Here is a 15,352-nt window from a genome sequence, read left to right as displayed (position 1 = left end):
AAGTAATATGACCACGATTAACAGACTTAACAAATTAATTGAATATGCTTGGAGTGTGCCACTTTTAGGACAGTTAATTAACCGAATTGCCGTCAATAATTTGGCTAACTCGAATCCACCAAGACCTCGCCCCTACAGCCTTTGGTCGGCTAAAGAAAAACCAGATATCTCCGATTATACGGCTTGGCCTTCCCTAACAGATCGAGATTTTTCCGGTCGTCATCTGCCTCCTGCCCCTCAATCTTATACAGATTCTCTCCCGCCCGATAAACCTTATAAACCACAAGAAATCGGTGAGATTACAGCACTTTTTCAAAGAAAAAACGGGGTAATGATTAAAGATCGATCCAGCGTGCTATTTATGTTTTTTGCACAATGGTTTACCGATAGCGTTTTACGGGTTGACTCCGATGATCGACGTAAAAACACCTCTAACCACGAAATTGATTTATGTCAGATTTATGGACTTGAGGAAACAACAACAAATATCTTGCGTTCCCACCAAGGAGGCAAACTCAGAAGCCAAATAATTGACGGTGAGGAGTATTTAGATTATCTTTATGAGCAGGATGCTGAGGGAAAATTAGTTGTTAAGAAATGTTACACTGATTTGCCATTTATCAGCAAGATTGATGGTATTTTAGAGATATTTCCCGAAAATACGCGGGAAGACCGTAAGAAAAAGCTCTACGCAACAGGGTTAGAACGCGGTAACGCCAGCATCGGCTATGTGGCGATTAGTACATTGTTCATGCGTGAACATAATCGGATTTGCAAGGAATTGTATAAGTATAATCCGAATTGGGATGATGAACGGCTATTCCAAACGGCTCGCTTGATTAATATAACACTGCTTTTAAAGTTTATCCTGCAAGACTATATTAATCATATTTCTGGTGCAAAAGTATTTCGGATGGATACATCGTTTGCCGAGCGAGATAAATGGTATCGAAATAGTTGGCTTGAAGCGATCTTACATACATTACAAAAATCGATTATAACCCACTGGAGCGCAACGGCATTACAAAGATGGTATCTCAGCAATTGGGTAGAATATAAAAGATGGTATCGAACCAACTGGATCGCTATTGAATTTAATCTTTTATATCGGTGGCATGGTTTAGTACCCGATGTTTTTGTCGTCAACGATCGCGTTTACTCTGGTAATGAATTTAGATCAAACAATCAGATATTAGAAGATGTAGGCATCGGAACAGTATTAAAAGCGGCTTCTCAACAAGCTGCGGGCAAAATTGGTTTATTTAATAATCCTGATTTTCTGCTAGGTGCGGAATATCAAACTATCAAAATGTCAAGAGATTTTAGATTACGTCCATACAATGAATATCGCGCTCAATTTGGACTTCCTAAGTTTAGCAAATTTAGCGAAATCACTAAAAATGTGCAAATTCAAAATGAACTAAAAAGACTTTATGACAACGACATCGATAGAGTAGAGTTTTTGATTGGTTTATTTGCTGAAGATCCGACGGGAAATGGACTATTTGGAAGTCTTTTACAAACGATGGTAGCCAGCGATGCTTTTACACAAGCGTTAACCAATCCATTATTGTCACAAAATATTTTTAATGAGAATACCTTTACCGAATATGGGTACGATTTGATCAAGGAAACGATCTCCTTACAAGACTTTGTTGATCGCAATATCAAACCAGATCCCAGTGTCAAAGTCGCCTTTCAAGTCAATTAATTGATGTTTTCCTTTTTTGGGTTTGGTCATCAAACCCTCATAAAATTATTTCCTGAAAAATTGACAAAATCAAAAAAATATGCTTAAGATAGCCCAGATCTTAGCACTTAGCCGATGTTTCATATCCAGTAACTAACAATTTTTAGAGAGTTGTGTATTTATGGGGAAAATTAGGGAACGCTATAACTGAGACACTTATTAGCTCAAGCATAATGCAAGTTGCAATGACACCGGCTAAATATCCTTCATATAATCCAATTTCAATTCGGGAATTCACAGCCTCGAAACAAGCTAGTTTTTTTGAAGCCCTCAAACAACCTAGGTTTAGTGGTCAAGCGGTGTTGACTGGACCCAAGGGACAGAAATGGATTTTCTATCTCTACCTAGGACGAATTATGTATGCTACGGGCGGGCTACATCCAGTCAGAAGATGGCGGCGTAGTCTTGCCATCTATTTCCCACAAATGCTCTCTCAAGAATCTTCTTTAGATCTAAATCTAGAAAGTATTAGTACATCAGATCCTCAGATCTGTTGGGAATATCGGTTACTGTGTTTGTGGGTGGAACAACAAAAAATCAACCGTGAACAGGCAGCACGAATGATTCGGGGTACTGTAGTAGAAATTCTTTTTGATATTACCCAAGGTATGGAAATTACCTGCGAACTCAAACAAGATGATTTACTTTCGGCTCGTTTAGTTCTCATTGATGCCGAACAAGTAGTCGCGGAAGCTCAACAGCTTTGGAATGCTTGGCAAGGCGCGAAAATTGCCGATCGCTCTCCCAACTGGGCGCCAGTCATCCGACAACCCGAACAACTTCAACAACGAACCTCACCCCAAGTTTACGGTACCCTCAAACAACTACTCGATGGACACCAAAGCCTGAGAGATTTATCAGTACGGATGAGACGGGATGTTTTAGCGGTAACGAGTTCCTTGTTACCCTACATTCAGATGGGGTTAGTCGAATTGACGACGATCGCTGATTTACCTTCTCCTGTTGCTACCCCACCTGCGAGTCATCTTGATACCGCTTCGCCACCAATTGGAGCTTTAATCGCCTGTGTTGATGATAGTCCTTTGATGTGTCAAACTATGGAAAAAATTGTCACAGAAGCTAATTATCAATTTATTGGCATTAATGATCCACTCAGAGCGATCGCCATTCTTTTAGCCCGCAAACCCGAATTAATTTTCCTTGATTTGGTGATGCCTAATGCTAATGGATATGAAATTTGTTCTCAACTGCGTAAATTATCTTTTTTCCGGAATACGCCGATCGTGATTTTGACGGGCAATGATGGCCTTATTGACAGAGTACGAGCCAAAATGGTTGGTTCATCGGACTTTGTTAGTAAGCCTGTTAATCCTGAAATCGTTTTAAATACCATCCGAAAACATCTTAGACAAGATGTCGCAACTTAAGGTATTTTCTGCCTCTAGTTACCTCATTTTTTATCAAGCAGTTTAGTAATTTATCCATTTTATTAATTAGGCAATCATTATGAGTATCGCTTTAGTTATTGAAGATTCTTTAACAGAAAGAGAAATTATTACTTACTATTTAAAATCAGCCGGAGTTACTGTTTTAACCGTCAAGAGCGGTGAAGAGGCTTTAGAAAAACTAACCTTATCAATCCCTGATTTAATTATTTTAGATGTTGTTTTACCCGGACGCAGTGGCTTTGAAATTTGTCGAGAACTCAAAGGCGAAGCAAAAACACGGAAAATACCGATTATTATGTGTTCGACAAAAGATAGCGAAATGGATAAATTTTGGGGAATGAAACAAGGCGCAGATGCTTATATTTCTAAACCCATCGATCAAGACTTGTTGGTGCGTACCGTTAAAAATTTGCTCCGTACTTAATCATGATTGTGTGAAAAACTATGTCATTTGAAGGATTTATCCCATCATCCGTTTCAAATTTCCAAAAACCGGGGATTCAAGAACAATTTTTACGGTTTTATCTCGTTCCAGAGACAACCGTAATGTTGCCGGTGACTCAACTGATCGAAGTGTTAACCATTCCCATTGGTCAGATTATACCAATTCCTCAGATGCCCTCTTGGGTGATGGGGGTCTATAATTGGCGGGGAGAAGTTCTCTGGATGGTTGATTTAGGTCATCTTTTAGGCTTAACACCGACTCACCAACAAACCAGAATTATTTCTAATTATCGTGCGATCGTCATTAATAATACTCAAGACGAGTCGAATCAAACTCGCTCTCTTAATCAAATGCTAGGTCTTGTGGTGAGTCAAGTTGAAGATATCGAATTGTGTAACCCAGACGAAATTCAGTCGCCACCTGCTTCGGCAATATCTTTAAGTTTGGCTCCTTTTTTACGGGGTTATTGGCTAAATTCCGACGGTGATCTATTAATTGTCCTTGATGGTGCGGCGATTCTTGCTGCAATGCCCAAATAGCCTCAACAATCACGGTTTAGGAAAGTCTTAACAAAACTTAGGAAAAGGATAAATAACTGTGTTAGTATCTTGAGGAGAAATTATTCCTAAATTAGCGAAACCGAGCTAAAAAGGAATTTCTCGGTGGAGGAGTGTTAAGGAGTAATATTCATGACCAATCAAGAACAAAGCACAGTAGGAGCCAGATGTCAACTCCGTCGCCCAATTCGTGTGGGTGTTATTGGCGTTGGTAATATGGGACAACATCACACTCGCGTCCTCGGTTTACTAAAGGATGTTGAGTTAGTCGGAATATCTGATGTTAATGTAGAGCGCGGCATTGATACGGCGGCTAAATACCGAGTTAAGTTTTTTGAAAACTATCTTGATTTATTGCCTTATGTTGATGCGATTTGTCTAGCAGTCCCGACTCGTTTACACTACAAAGTAGGTATGGATTGTTTACAGGCAGGAATTCATACACTGATCGAAAAACCGATCGCCGCGACCATTTCTGAAGCCGAATCTCTAGTTAATGCAGCAGCCGAACACAATTGTATTTTGCAAGTCGGACATATTGAACGCTTTAACCCTGCATTTCAAGAATTGAGTAAAGTTCTCAAAACCGAAGAAATTTTAGCTCTAGATGCACATCGCATGAGTCCCTATTCGCAACGGGCGAATGATGTGTCTGTTGTTCTAGATTTAATGATCCATGATATCGATCTTTTATTAGAATTAGCGGCCGCACCCGTTGTTAAATTAACGGCGAGTGGTAATCGTGCATCAGCCGACTCTAATTATTTAGATTATGTGACAGCAACTTTAGGTTTTAGTAATGGTGTTGTTGCTACTTTAACCGCGAGTAAAGTCACTCATTGCAAAATCCGCCGTTTAGCCGCACATTGTAAGAACTCCCTCACCGAAGCTGATTTCTTAAACAACGAAATTTTAATCCATCGTCAAACCACCGCTAACTATATTACTGATCATGGTCAGGTGTTGTATCGTCAAGATGGCTTAATTGAAAAAGTGCATACGAGCAATATTGAACCTTTACACGCAGAATTAGAACATTTTGTGCATTGTGTACGAGGTGGTGATCAACCGTCTGTTGGTGGCGAACAAGCCTTAAAAGCTCTGCGTTTAGCTAGTTTGATCGAACAAATGGCGCTCGATGGACAGATTTGGCAACAGTCTGATTGGAATTACCAGTATTTGAATACACCTTTATCAACGGTTTCACGATAGTTTAATGTAGAAGGGTTTGGGGACCAAATTACGGGTTTGGAGACCAAACCCCTACACTAGCGGAAAAAATCTAACTTTTGATAGATTTTCCAAAAATATTAATCAATAAAATTTCTAAAAATAAAGTTTTTTAAACTTTTTATATATTGTTATTCAGTGTTTTTACGGTAAATTCATTTCCTCATTTTTTGCTTAATTTCGCGCCAGAGCCGCTTCAATCTTAGATCGAGAGAAAAGCCCCGCTTACTCGGTATAATTACTGTTCCACTGAGGCGATCGTGAAAAGCTTGATTATACTGTTCATCTCCTAAAGCCATCCCACAATCGGCTAAAAGAAATGAAGAGAGGAGAATCATCGATATAGGATTGGGAAAAGTATAATTAAGTCCTAACATAGTCAAAGCCGCACACAGCCCAACGATTCCTTCACGCTTGGCTAGTTCAACCAAACCAGGAATCCTTTTAAAGCGTAAATCAATAACTTTCATATCTAAAGCCCAACGCCCTAAACTTTGTCCTTTATTTTTTTCGACCAAAACAACTCTTAGAGCAAACCACGCAACAATAAATACTAAAAATTGTAACAGCCAAACTGTGCCCGCAAATGAACTGACGAGCCAAACAGTGACAAAATCGATGAGAAACGCATAAGCACGGCGATCAATAGAAACTTTAGGAAGCTTTAGAGGTTGGGAGTCTTCATTCATATTGATCTCGATACATGACCGTTCATAAATTAAAAAGGAATTGTTGTTTGTTATACATTCGTTTTCCCTCAGTCTAATCATCAAGTTCTATGGATTTTACGATCTTTTTGTTATTGAATCCACTATTTTAAGATGATTTTTTTATGAAGACTAGACATTTTTAAAACTAATAGCTATAGTAACAATAAAATCAAATTAAGACATCACACATTTAGTTAGCTAACAGACAGACCCCTTATACTAACTCAAAATCTAGGACTCATAACAAAAGAGATGAAAACCAAACACTTACTAATCATCGGCTTAACAGCGAGTAGCCTGGCAATAGGTTCCTCTCAAGCAATAGCCGCCTCCTTTTTAATAGATACCTTTGATGTTCCTATTAGCTCGCCACCTGGCTTTCCACTGCCTGATACTGGTACTAACCCAATCTTTTTAAATGGGCCTGGGCAAATGGCAACTAATACCTTTACAGGGCCTACAAACCAAGTCATCGGTGGACAACGTGAGATTAAATTTACTCAAACGACCTCACTCGCACCAGGTCTATCATCCAATGCCAGTGTTTTTACGGGTAGTGGTAATTATGATGGTTTTTTTGATCTCGACAACAATAGTAAAACAAATTCAAAGGCTGAACTGACGTGGAATAATATGATGGCCACGGGTCAGCAAAACTTTAATGTTCTTAGTGGAGCCAATGACGAAAAAGGGATTAAAATTGACTATTCTTCTGAGGGAATCGCTTTCAACTTACAGCTTATTGTTTTCGATGGAATGAATGCGTCGACCGTCACAAAAAGCTTTAATCCTGGTGGTGTCGCAACTGATGATTCAGCCTTATTTAGCTTTGACGAAATCTTGATGGGTGGGCCAGTTGATTTGAGCATGGTTAACTACGTGAAGCTTATCATAACAGGCAATCGCGGCTTTGACTTATCCATCAATCAAATTGGGACTTATGAAATTCCAGAACCTTCTACTTTATTAGGTCTTTTGGCTGTATTTAGTACAGGAGCGTTTTCTCTTAAACGTAAAACAGAAGAAAAATAGATTAAGCTTTTATCCTGTAAAGGCTACCTAGCGGTGATTGGTCTCATTTGTGTTGCTAGGTTGTTTTGGCGTTTTATCTTAAATGGAATGATTCTAGAGAAAATATAAACAACTAGGCATGAAGTAAGGGGAATTAGTTACTATGCTCTTAGAAGTAACCTAGAATACATGAAGGTGTTATGGAGCCAGATTTATTACCAACAGAGGTTATTCTGACTTATCCTCGTCAGAGCCTTGGCAAAATTCAACTTGACTGGATGCCCCAACCCGGTAACTATTTAGACCTAGAGGGCAAATTCTACGCAGTACTAGAACGCCACCACCACTATCAATACAAGGTTGGTGGCTATTGTTTACAAAAAATTTCTCTTTATGTGCAAGCCGCTAAATCACTAGACGAACAAAGCTTAATTAATGGGCGCTGGGTTGTTGGTGATGCTGAGTGTCGTTTTAATGCTCATTCGGAAATTTTACGCTGTGCCGTCAATCCAGAAGGTCCCTGTGAGGGTTGTCGCTCTTTTGAAGCTAGAAATTAACTAAACTAAATTAACTCAATTGGTCTACTCCAGCAGCTAGACGCACTCCATTAATAAAATCTTTGCCTGACTGGGGTCGTTTCCCCGCTAATTGAACTTGTAGTAACACCAGTAATCCATCTCCTGTCTGCACGACGGGGCCAATATTTTTGAGGATACCAACAATTTGTCCTCTAGTTCCTTCAGCAAAAGTAGGTAAAGTCTGAGGTATTTTTTGTAGTGAAGAAAGTTCACTCCAGTAAAATGAGATGAGGGGAACAGTCGCCGTAATTTTGAGGGTTTGGTCACGAAAAAAGGCAAAACAATCGGGATATAATCCTCTAACTTGATTATGAATCGCTATTGCCGATTTAGTCCAGTCTATCTGATAATCTTCTTTTTGAATGAGAGGGGCATAGGTTGCTTCTGTTGAATTTTGGGGAGTCGCTTCAATTTCCTCTTGTTCGAGTTGTGAGAGGGTTTCAATCAGAAGATTTGCGCCTTGTTGACTCAGACGAGAGCTAATTTGTTCGGCGTTATCTAAAAGTCCGATGGGAGTTCGTGCCGTCAATAACATTGCTCCCGTATCCATCCCTTCATCCATCAGCATCGTCGTAATACCCGTTTCAGTTTCTCCGTGATAGATACTCCATTGAATGGGAGCCGCCCCGCGATATTTTGGTAAAAGGGAGCCATGAACATTAATACAGCCCAGACGAGGCATCGCTAAAATTTCGGGCGATAAGATTTGTCCATATGCCACCACAACAAAGACATCAGCTTGGGTTTCTTTTAGTCTAGAAAGTGTTTCTTTGGCTTTTTTTATTCGTTTGGGTTGCCAGACTGGTAATTGATGTTCTAGGGCTAATTTTTTGATGGGTGAGGGGAGTAATTGATTACCTCGGCCTCTCCGTTTATCGGGTTGGGTAACAACAGCAATGATTTCAAAATTAGGGGAATTTAATAAGGCTTCTAGGGTAGGAACGGCGAAAAATGGCGTACCAAAAAAAACGATTTTCATGTTTGCTTCAATTAAAACGCAATATATATAAGCGTAAAGACGCACCATGGTGCGTCTCTACAAGTTTATTCAAGAATGACTTATTTGGTTTCGGAGAATTCGGCATCGATGACATCATCACCACCACCCGAAGGAGGAGTATTACCACCGGTTGCACCGTCATCAGTCCCCGTAGGTTCAGTCGTTGTACCCGCTTGCTGATACATACTTGTACCGATGCTATAGAGGGTTTGCTGTAACTCAGTGATGAGGGTTTTGATGCGGTTATCGTCATCTTGTGCGATCGCATCTTTAAGCTCAGTAATCAAACCTTCTGCTTTCAGTTTATCGGCAGAGGATACCTTGTCACCAAAGTCTTTAAGTTGTTTTTCTGCTTGGTACACAAGAGAGTCTGCTTGGTTTTTGCGATCGATTTTCTCACGACGTTCTTTATCAGTACCCGCATTGCTTTCAGCTTCTCTAACCATGCGTTCTACTTCGTCTTTTGGTAGAGTAGAAGCACCAGTAATGCTGATCGACTGTTCTTTACCTGTTCCTTTATCTTTTGCGGTAACGTTAAGAATACCGTTAGCGTCAATATCAAAAGTCACTTCAATTTGAGGAACACCACGAGGTGCAGGAGGAATACCATCTAGACGGAAGTTACCAAGACTCTTATTGTCTTTGGACATTTCTCGTTCCCCTTGGAGAACATGAATTTCTACATTCGTTTGTCCATCAACAGCAGTCGAGAAAACTTCGGATTTTTTCGTCGGAATGGTAGTATTGCGGGTGATAATGCGAGTCATCACACCACCGAGAGTTTCTACCCCAAAGGATAGAGGAGTCACGTCGAGAAGTAAGATGTCTTTGACTTCACCTGCGAGTACCCCACCTTGAATAGCTGCACCTACAGCAACAACTTCATCAGGGTTAACACCTTGGTTGGGTTCTTTACCGAGTACTTTTCTAACGACTTCTTGAACCGCAGGAATACGGGTAGAACCACCGACTAAAACGACTTCATCAATTTGCTCTTTGCTAACTTTGGCATCTCTAACCGCATTTTCGACGGGAATGCGACAACGATCGATCAGATCTGAACAGAGTTCCTCAAATTTAGCGCGTGTGAGGGTAGTATCGAGGTGTTTTGGCCCATCTTGAGTCGCGGTAATGAAGGGGAGATTAATCTCAGTCTGAGTCACGCTAGAAAGCTCAATTTTAGCTTTTTCGGCGGCTTCTGTGAGACGTTGTAAAGCTTGTTTATCTTTACGAAGATCAATTCCTTCTACTTTTTCAAATTCACCCGCGAGATAGTCGACGATTTTTTTATCGAAGTCATCCCCTCCGAGGTGAGTATCTCCAGAAGTAGCGAGAACTTCAAATACACCATCACCGACTTCTAGGATCGATACGTCAAAGGTACCACCACCTAAGTCAAAAACAAGGATCGTTTCATTGCTTTTCTTATCTAAACCATAAGCTAAAGAAGCAGCAGTTGGTTCATTAATGATCCGCAAGACTTCAATACCTGCAATTTTACCCGCGTCTTTTGTAGCTTGACGTTGGGAGTCATTAAAGTAAGCGGGAACGGTGATCACTGCTTGTGTAACCGTTTCACCTAAGTATTTACTAGCATCTTCGACTAATTTTCTCAGTACTTGTGCGGAAATTTCTTCGGGTGCAAACTGCTTTCCTGCCGCAGTACAGTCTAACTTAACGTTTCCGTTGCTATCTTGTAAAACTTTATAAGAAACTTCCGTTGCTTCGTTGGTAACTTCGTTAAATTTACGACCTATAAAACGTTTAACTGAGTAAAAGGTGTTTTGCGGGTTCATGACTGACTGACGCTTGGCAATTTGTCCCACCAAGCGATCGCCATTTTTCGCATAGGCAACGACAGACGGTGTAGTTCTAAACCCTTCTGCATTAGCAATAACAGTTGGTTTACCACCTTCCATAACTGCTACGCAAGAGTTCGTCGTCCCTAAATCTATTCCAACAACTTTTCCCATATTTTTTAGTGCTGCTCCAGTGTAACTATATAATCTTGACTAAAATCTGAACTGTAAGGGAGTCTAGCGGCAACACCAACTATGCTTTCAGTTCAGTGATGTATCTCTATAGTGACGGGAATCAGTATGTATGCGATAGTGTAGTTTCCCGAACCTATAATGACGGGTTTAGTCAGTTATCAGTCATCAGTCATCAGTATTTTCAGTTATTAGTAATCAGTCAGAGTTCGTTATTTTTCCTCTACTGTTTACTGATTACTGTTTACTGATTACTGTTTTTGTTCAACACCAAACCCGACTAAAACCACATTTTGGGGGGGTTCACCTTCTGGGGGACGTTGATAATTAATGATGCGTCTGAGCCGTAGGTTAGGATTGATTAGAATAATAGAATCTACTGATACAGTCCGTGTATAATTTGTCGTCATTAAAAGTTCTTTGGAATGAGAATTAAATTGAAAATGAGATATAATAGGTCGTGCTTCTTCATAAGCTCGATCTCTTAAGTAATCACCTTCTAAGATTAAATTATTTTCGGTTTTGGCAACAAATAATAAATTTAGATTTTGTGATACTTCGTCTCCTTTTTCAGAAATCGTATAAAATTCTAAGTTAAATCCTGGAAATTCATCTAAATTTTCTAAGGATTTATACTGATTATCACTAAGAACTTTATTTTTGATTTCGGGTGTTAGGGGTTTGACTGTAAATTCGGTTCGGGAGCGTTCAACTTCTTGATAAGCTAGATAGTGATAGGTTCGTTCAGTTTTCCAACTCCCAACACAGCAATCAAAGAATTCAATAAATGCAGATGTATTCATTTTGTTCGGTTTCTGATAGATTTATTCAAATTATAAAATTATAAATCAATTCAATAAAGTACAGATTAAATGTAAGGAAAATAATCGCCCAATCCTTTGATACAGTGAATAGTAATCAGTACACAGTACACAATAAAAGAAAAGGAAATTCACTGACTGGTCACTGATGACTTTATAAGGTAAGGTATCCAAACCCGAAAAGAATATCGTTATTAATCTTAAGGAAATTTCCTGACTTGATATTCCTTAGATTCAAGCATTTCATAAGATCTATTTTCCAATGCTTGAGCAAATTTTTTTTCAGTTTCGTCTAAAATACTTTGTGGAATAGCTTTCCATTCTTCCCGTGTTTTCCAGCGAATTATAAAAATAATTTCGGATTCATTATTAGGATTAATCCAGATTTCTTTACCTAAAAAACCAGGATATTTACTCAGACTTGCTGTCCAAATCTCAGCATCTTTCTCAATAAATTTTTCTCGCTCTTGATTAATCTTGAACTTGAGCCACTCAATAACCATAATATTTTATTTCTATTCTTGATTTGCTTTTTGTATTTTAACCAAAAATTCCTCAGTTAATTTAATAAATGCTTTAGCTCCGCTAGAATTAGGTAAAGCGACAGCTACAGGCATAAACATATCCACTGCTTTAGCTACATTAACATCCATTGGGATCGAATTTTCAAATAATTGTTGCGCTTGAAAATCTTGTTGTACTCGTCGCATCACCTGATTATAATATCGACTCAATAATCCGCCACCTGATAAAATAAAAACAATTCCTAATAGTTTAGGATTAATTCCATCTTCATTTTGATGACTCGCTTTCAGTTTAACAATTCGTCTTTCTAAAAGTTGCATTCCCACAACCGATAAAGGTTCAGGACGTGCCGGAATAATATAAAATTGACTAGCAGCTATTCCACTGCGAGTTAATAAATTATATCCAGGCGCACAATCCATAATAATATAGTCATACTGCTCCATAACTGGCGCAAGAATTTTAGACATTAAATCTCGTTCTAAATTATTCCAGACTTTTTCAAACTCCGAAGTTTCATATAACTTTGCTTGTTTGTGCAACATTTCCGAGACAATATATTCGTCATAAAGTTCGATATCTCCGGGTAAAATATCTAAACCAGAAATTTCACACACACTCGGATAAATAATATCTTCTATGGTTAATTTATTATGTGGATTGGGTCTAATAACAGATTCTAGTAAATAACTTAATGTTCGTTTTTTACGACGGATCTTAGCAAAATCATGAGGCGACATTAATGATAGGGTAGCACTGATCTGAGCATCTAAATCTAAAACTAAAACTCTTTTTTGGTGATATTTAGCGAGACAAGTGGCTAAATTAACGGTTAAAGTCGTTTTACCGACTCCTCCCTTCATATTTACAGTACTAATAATTGTTCCCATACAACTAACCTATGATTCTGCTTGAAGATCTCGACGGAATATCTTACCATTTGGAGCCATAATAAAACGCGGTAAGCTTTGAATATTGATTACACTCAGCGTTTTAAGATCATATGTGGTATAAATAGTCTCCTGTTTACCCAAATGAATATCTACTACGGTTAGCGTTTTAGTGGGTGGTAAGTTACTATTTAAGAGTTGTCTTGGTCCACTCCCCAAAGCACCCGCGTGTAATAATTCTAATTGACCACGTTTTCCAGGATAATAAGCGTGATCATGTCCACTGATATAAGTATGCACTTTATATTTTTCCAAAAGTGAACGTAATTGCTCGGCATTATCTAAAAATTCTCCCACTTTATCGCGTCCAATAGATATCCCATATAAGGGAAGATGTCCGATCGCTATTCGCATTTTAGCTCGTTGTGCGTCACGACTCCCTAGGCTTTTTTTCACCCAAGCGATTTGATTTTCTGAAATAATATGACTTGAAGCATCCCAAACGAGATAAAAAATCTTGTTTTGTGTAAAAGTATAGTAAAAAGGAAAGCCTGAGCGATCGATAAAATTTAGCTTAGGATCATGTGTCGGGTTTTTCCAGTAGATGGCTGCTAAGTCTCGTTCTGCTTGAAAGATATATTTTCCTTGTGATAAACTACCCGAACCGTCATGATTTCCAATGGTAAACCCAAACGGGATCTTAGCTTTTCTCAGTGGTGCAGCAATATGATGATCAAAAGCCTTCCACATATCATTAATTTGCTTTTTTGTCAAGCTTTTTTTTTGTCCTGCAATCATGTCGCCACCGCACAAAACGAGATCGGGTTTTAAGTTGGGGATAAGTGCGATCGCTTGAGTCACTTCGCTTTCATAAGTCGTTGAACCGTACTGACTATTGAGATCGCTAATCACTACAATGCGGACATCACCTCTAGGGGGTGCTTTTAAGCCAAGTGATGCTTGAGTTTGACGCGAAGCAATAGCAAGACCCAACCCGCACAAACTCCCCGTTAAAATCAATAAATTGCGACGGCTATAAATCATGATATTCAAGCAATAGAACGAATTTGTTAAAATATAAGAAGAATGTTAAGGAAGATTAAGCTTATGGATCTGATGACGCTCGCAATTTGGGGACTGGGAATCATTTTAAGCGTAATGACGTTATTTTTTATCTTTCGGATCGTTTTAACTTGGTATCCTCAAATCGATCTCAATCGTTTTCCCTTTAACATTATTGCGCTCCCCACCGAACCCTTATTAATTCCCGTTCGTAAAGTCATATCACCTATTGGGGGTGTCGATATTTCCCCAATCATTTGGGTGGGAATATGTACCCTATTAAGAGAAATCTTAATCGGTCAGCAGGGTCTTTTAACAATGGCGACTAGGATTCATTAAAATGAACAGACGCAGACTTTTAGAAATGGGTACAGTAATCATTGGTACAAGCTGGTTTTCCAATTATTTATTAGGAACAAACGTTATGGCAACCTCAAAAGAACAATTTGAAATCAACAAAACTGAGCAAGAATGGCGCGAAACACTCACACCCGAACAATTTAACGTCTTGCGGAAACATGGCACCGAAAGAGCCGGTACCAGCCCCCTCGATAAAGTCTATACAGATGGTGTTTTTGCCTGTGCTGCGTGCGATTTACCCCTGTTTACCTCAAAAACAAAGTTTGATAGTGGGACAGGCTGGCCAAGCTTTTATGAGCCGATCCCCGGAGCAATTGGAACATCAGTCGATCGCACCTTGTTTATGACACGTACCGAAGTCCATTGTCATCGTTGCGGGGGACATTTAGGACACGTCTTTAATGATGGACCTGCACCAACCGGTAAACGTTATTGTATGAATGGTGTAGCGATGAAATTTGTTCCGAAAGCTTAGTTAGAATGGGGAGAAATCCCCTACCTAGAGAAAAATCATAAAAATGAATGAAAAAGAACAAAATAAATATATCAATCAGCTTAGACGACAATTAGCCAATGCAGTTGAGCGCATTAAAATACTAGAATTAGACTTAGAACCAGACGGTCGTATTAGTGAAGCTTTCAGTGCATTAGAAGAGCATATGGATTCTAGATTCGACCAGATGGATTCTAGATTTGATCGCATCGAAAACCGTCTTGAGCGTATGGAACATCAATTTAATCGTTTACAAGGTAAGATGGAGGTCATGCTTGAATCAATAACTGGATTAGGTGATTTACCAGAAGACGAAACATAGTAAATGCGATCGTTATATTTCCCCCCAACATCTTCATGGGTTGAGGAAATCACTGAAGCGCTCGGACTACTTTTGAAGACATAATAAAAATTGGCTTGTTTTTTTGTCTTTATTCAGCTAATGGGACTTAAACGAGAAACCAGAGGAAATAAGGGTAGAATAATTACTATGTAAACGTCTCACGTTAAATTGATTGCC

The 15,352-nt window shown here is 39.1% G+C and carries 17 protein-coding genes; 10 read left to right on the top strand and 7 right to left on the bottom strand.

Annotated elements, in window-relative coordinates; genetic code table 11:
• Positions 1 to 7: 7 nt before the first annotated feature.
• The 5 genes from C7H19_RS02050 (at position 8) to C7H19_RS02030 (ending at position 5,373) form a co-directional block, all read left to right on the top strand.
• A complete protein-coding gene (locus tag C7H19_RS02050; protein ID WP_106455228.1) occupies positions 8 to 1,711 on the top strand; it encodes a peroxidase family protein in 1,704 nt (567 codons plus the stop codon).
• Between the two features lie 224 nt (positions 1,712 to 1,935).
• Complete coding sequence (locus tag C7H19_RS02045) at positions 1,936 to 3,138, top strand: response regulator (protein WP_106455471.1); 1,203 nt, start codon at positions 1,936 to 1,938, stop codon at positions 3,136 to 3,138.
• A gap of 79 nt (positions 3,139 to 3,217) precedes the next feature.
• Positions 3,218 to 3,583 (top strand): response regulator transcription factor, encoded by a 366-nt coding sequence (locus C7H19_RS02040; protein WP_106455227.1) that lies wholly within the window; start codon positions 3,218 to 3,220, stop codon positions 3,581 to 3,583.
• A 20-nt stretch (positions 3,584 to 3,603) separates the two neighbouring features.
• Entirely contained in the window at positions 3,604 to 4,143 is a 540-nt protein-coding gene (locus tag C7H19_RS02035) for a chemotaxis protein CheW (protein ID WP_106455226.1), read from the top strand.
• Between the two features lie 150 nt (positions 4,144 to 4,293).
• Positions 4,294 to 5,373 (top strand): Gfo/Idh/MocA family protein, encoded by a 1,080-nt coding sequence (locus C7H19_RS02030; protein ID WP_106455225.1) that lies wholly within the window; start codon positions 4,294 to 4,296, stop codon positions 5,371 to 5,373.
• A 173-nt stretch (positions 5,374 to 5,546) separates the two neighbouring features.
• Here C7H19_RS02030 and C7H19_RS02025 read toward each other — a convergent pair whose 3' ends face one another.
• Positions 5,547 to 6,080, bottom strand: a complete 534-nt coding sequence (locus C7H19_RS02025) for an RDD family protein (RefSeq protein WP_106455224.1) — start codon at positions 6,078 to 6,080, stop codon at positions 5,547 to 5,549.
• Between the two features lie 273 nt (positions 6,081 to 6,353).
• Here C7H19_RS02025 and C7H19_RS02020 point away from each other — a divergent pair, with 273 nt between their 5' ends.
• Positions 6,354 to 7,133 carry a PEP-CTERM sorting domain-containing protein gene (locus C7H19_RS02020; protein WP_106455223.1) on the top strand — a complete coding sequence of 260 codons (780 nt, stop codon included), beginning with the start codon at positions 6,354 to 6,356 and terminating at the stop codon, positions 7,131 to 7,133.
• A gap of 179 nt (positions 7,134 to 7,312) precedes the next feature.
• Positions 7,313 to 7,669: a DUF6464 family protein gene (locus tag C7H19_RS02015; protein WP_106455222.1), complete on the top strand. Its 357-nt coding sequence runs from the start codon at positions 7,313 to 7,315 to the stop codon at positions 7,667 to 7,669.
• 10 nt (positions 7,670 to 7,679) lie between these two features.
• Here the strand turns inward: C7H19_RS02015 and fmt are convergent, their stop codons facing one another.
• The 6 genes from fmt to C7H19_RS01985 all read right to left on the bottom strand — a co-directional run bounded on the left by fmt (position 7,680) and on the right by C7H19_RS01985 (position 13,961).
• Positions 7,680 to 8,669: a methionyl-tRNA formyltransferase gene (gene fmt / locus C7H19_RS02010; RefSeq protein ID WP_106455221.1), complete on the bottom strand. Its 990-nt coding sequence runs from the start codon at positions 8,667 to 8,669 to the stop codon at positions 7,680 to 7,682.
• An 80-nt stretch (positions 8,670 to 8,749) separates the two neighbouring features.
• Positions 8,750 to 10,663: a molecular chaperone DnaK gene (gene dnaK / locus C7H19_RS02005; RefSeq protein WP_106455220.1), complete on the bottom strand. Its 1,914-nt coding sequence runs from the start codon at positions 10,661 to 10,663 to the stop codon at positions 8,750 to 8,752.
• Between the two features lie 269 nt (positions 10,664 to 10,932).
• Complete coding sequence (locus C7H19_RS02000; RefSeq protein WP_106455219.1) at positions 10,933 to 11,484, bottom strand: phycobiliprotein lyase; 552 nt, start codon at positions 11,482 to 11,484, stop codon at positions 10,933 to 10,935.
• 218 nt (positions 11,485 to 11,702) lie between these two features.
• Positions 11,703 to 12,005 (bottom strand): TIGR03792 family protein, encoded by a 303-nt coding sequence (locus C7H19_RS01995; protein WP_106455218.1) that lies wholly within the window; start codon positions 12,003 to 12,005, stop codon positions 11,703 to 11,705.
• Between the two features lie 12 nt (positions 12,006 to 12,017).
• A complete protein-coding gene (locus C7H19_RS01990) occupies positions 12,018 to 12,917 on the bottom strand; it encodes a ParA family protein (RefSeq protein WP_106455217.1) in 900 nt (299 codons plus the stop codon).
• A gap of 9 nt (positions 12,918 to 12,926) precedes the next feature.
• Entirely contained in the window at positions 12,927 to 13,961 is a 1,035-nt protein-coding gene (locus C7H19_RS01985; RefSeq protein WP_106455216.1) for a metallophosphoesterase family protein, read from the bottom strand.
• Positions 13,962 to 14,024: 63 nt separating this feature from the next.
• Here C7H19_RS01985 and C7H19_RS01980 point away from each other — a divergent pair, with 63 nt between their 5' ends.
• The 3 genes from C7H19_RS01980 (at position 14,025) to C7H19_RS01970 (ending at position 15,154) form a co-directional block, all read left to right on the top strand.
• Positions 14,025 to 14,318: a YggT family protein gene (locus C7H19_RS01980; protein WP_106455215.1), complete on the top strand. Its 294-nt coding sequence runs from the start codon at positions 14,025 to 14,027 to the stop codon at positions 14,316 to 14,318.
• 85 nt (positions 14,319 to 14,403) lie between these two features.
• Positions 14,404 to 14,814: a peptide-methionine (R)-S-oxide reductase MsrB gene (gene msrB / locus C7H19_RS01975; protein ID WP_219907566.1), complete on the top strand. Its 411-nt coding sequence runs from the start codon at positions 14,404 to 14,406 to the stop codon at positions 14,812 to 14,814.
• 43 nt (positions 14,815 to 14,857) lie between these two features.
• Positions 14,858 to 15,154 (top strand): hypothetical protein, encoded by a 297-nt coding sequence (locus tag C7H19_RS01970; protein ID WP_181280506.1) that lies wholly within the window; start codon positions 14,858 to 14,860, stop codon positions 15,152 to 15,154.
• Positions 15,155 to 15,352 lie beyond the last annotated feature (198 nt).

The organism is Aphanothece hegewaldii CCALA 016, from assembly GCF_003007785.1.
Taxonomy (GTDB): Bacteria; Cyanobacteriota; Cyanobacteriia; order Cyanobacteriales; family Microcystaceae; genus Chroococcus; species Chroococcus hegewaldii.
This window is presented reverse-complemented; position numbering and strand designations above follow the sequence as displayed.

Coding starts and splice junctions, on each gene's coding strand:
- C7H19_RS02050 (WP_106455228.1), top strand. CDS start 8: ATGACCACGATTAACAGACTTAACAAATTAATTGAATATGCTTGGAGT.
- C7H19_RS02045 (WP_106455471.1), top strand. CDS start 1,936: ATGACACCGGCTAAATATCCTTCATATAATCCAATTTCAATTCGGGAA.
- C7H19_RS02040 (WP_106455227.1), top strand. CDS start 3,218: ATGAGTATCGCTTTAGTTATTGAAGATTCTTTAACAGAAAGAGAAATT.
- C7H19_RS02035 (WP_106455226.1), top strand. CDS start 3,604: ATGTCATTTGAAGGATTTATCCCATCATCCGTTTCAAATTTCCAAAAA.
- C7H19_RS02030 (WP_106455225.1), top strand. CDS start 4,294: ATGACCAATCAAGAACAAAGCACAGTAGGAGCCAGATGTCAACTCCGT.
- C7H19_RS02025 (WP_106455224.1), bottom strand. CDS start 6,080: ATGAATGAAGACTCCCAACCTCTAAAGCTTCCTAAAGTTTCTATTGAT.
- C7H19_RS02020 (WP_106455223.1), top strand. CDS start 6,354: ATGAAAACCAAACACTTACTAATCATCGGCTTAACAGCGAGTAGCCTG.
- C7H19_RS02015 (WP_106455222.1), top strand. CDS start 7,313: ATGGAGCCAGATTTATTACCAACAGAGGTTATTCTGACTTATCCTCGT.
- fmt (WP_106455221.1), bottom strand. CDS start 8,669: ATGAAAATCGTTTTTTTTGGTACGCCATTTTTCGCCGTTCCTACCCTA.
- dnaK (WP_106455220.1), bottom strand. CDS start 10,663: ATGGGAAAAGTTGTTGGAATAGATTTAGGGACGACGAACTCTTGCGTA.
- C7H19_RS02000 (WP_106455219.1), bottom strand. CDS start 11,484: ATGAATACATCTGCATTTATTGAATTCTTTGATTGCTGTGTTGGGAGT.
- C7H19_RS01995 (WP_106455218.1), bottom strand. CDS start 12,005: ATGGTTATTGAGTGGCTCAAGTTCAAGATTAATCAAGAGCGAGAAAAA.
- C7H19_RS01990 (WP_106455217.1), bottom strand. CDS start 12,917: ATGGGAACAATTATTAGTACTGTAAATATGAAGGGAGGAGTCGGTAAA.
- C7H19_RS01985 (WP_106455216.1), bottom strand. CDS start 13,961: ATGATTTATAGCCGTCGCAATTTATTGATTTTAACGGGGAGTTTGTGC.
- C7H19_RS01980 (WP_106455215.1), top strand. CDS start 14,025: ATGGATCTGATGACGCTCGCAATTTGGGGACTGGGAATCATTTTAAGC.
- msrB (WP_219907566.1), top strand. CDS start 14,404: ATGGCAACCTCAAAAGAACAATTTGAAATCAACAAAACTGAGCAAGAA.
- C7H19_RS01970 (WP_181280506.1), top strand. CDS start 14,858: ATGAATGAAAAAGAACAAAATAAATATATCAATCAGCTTAGACGACAA.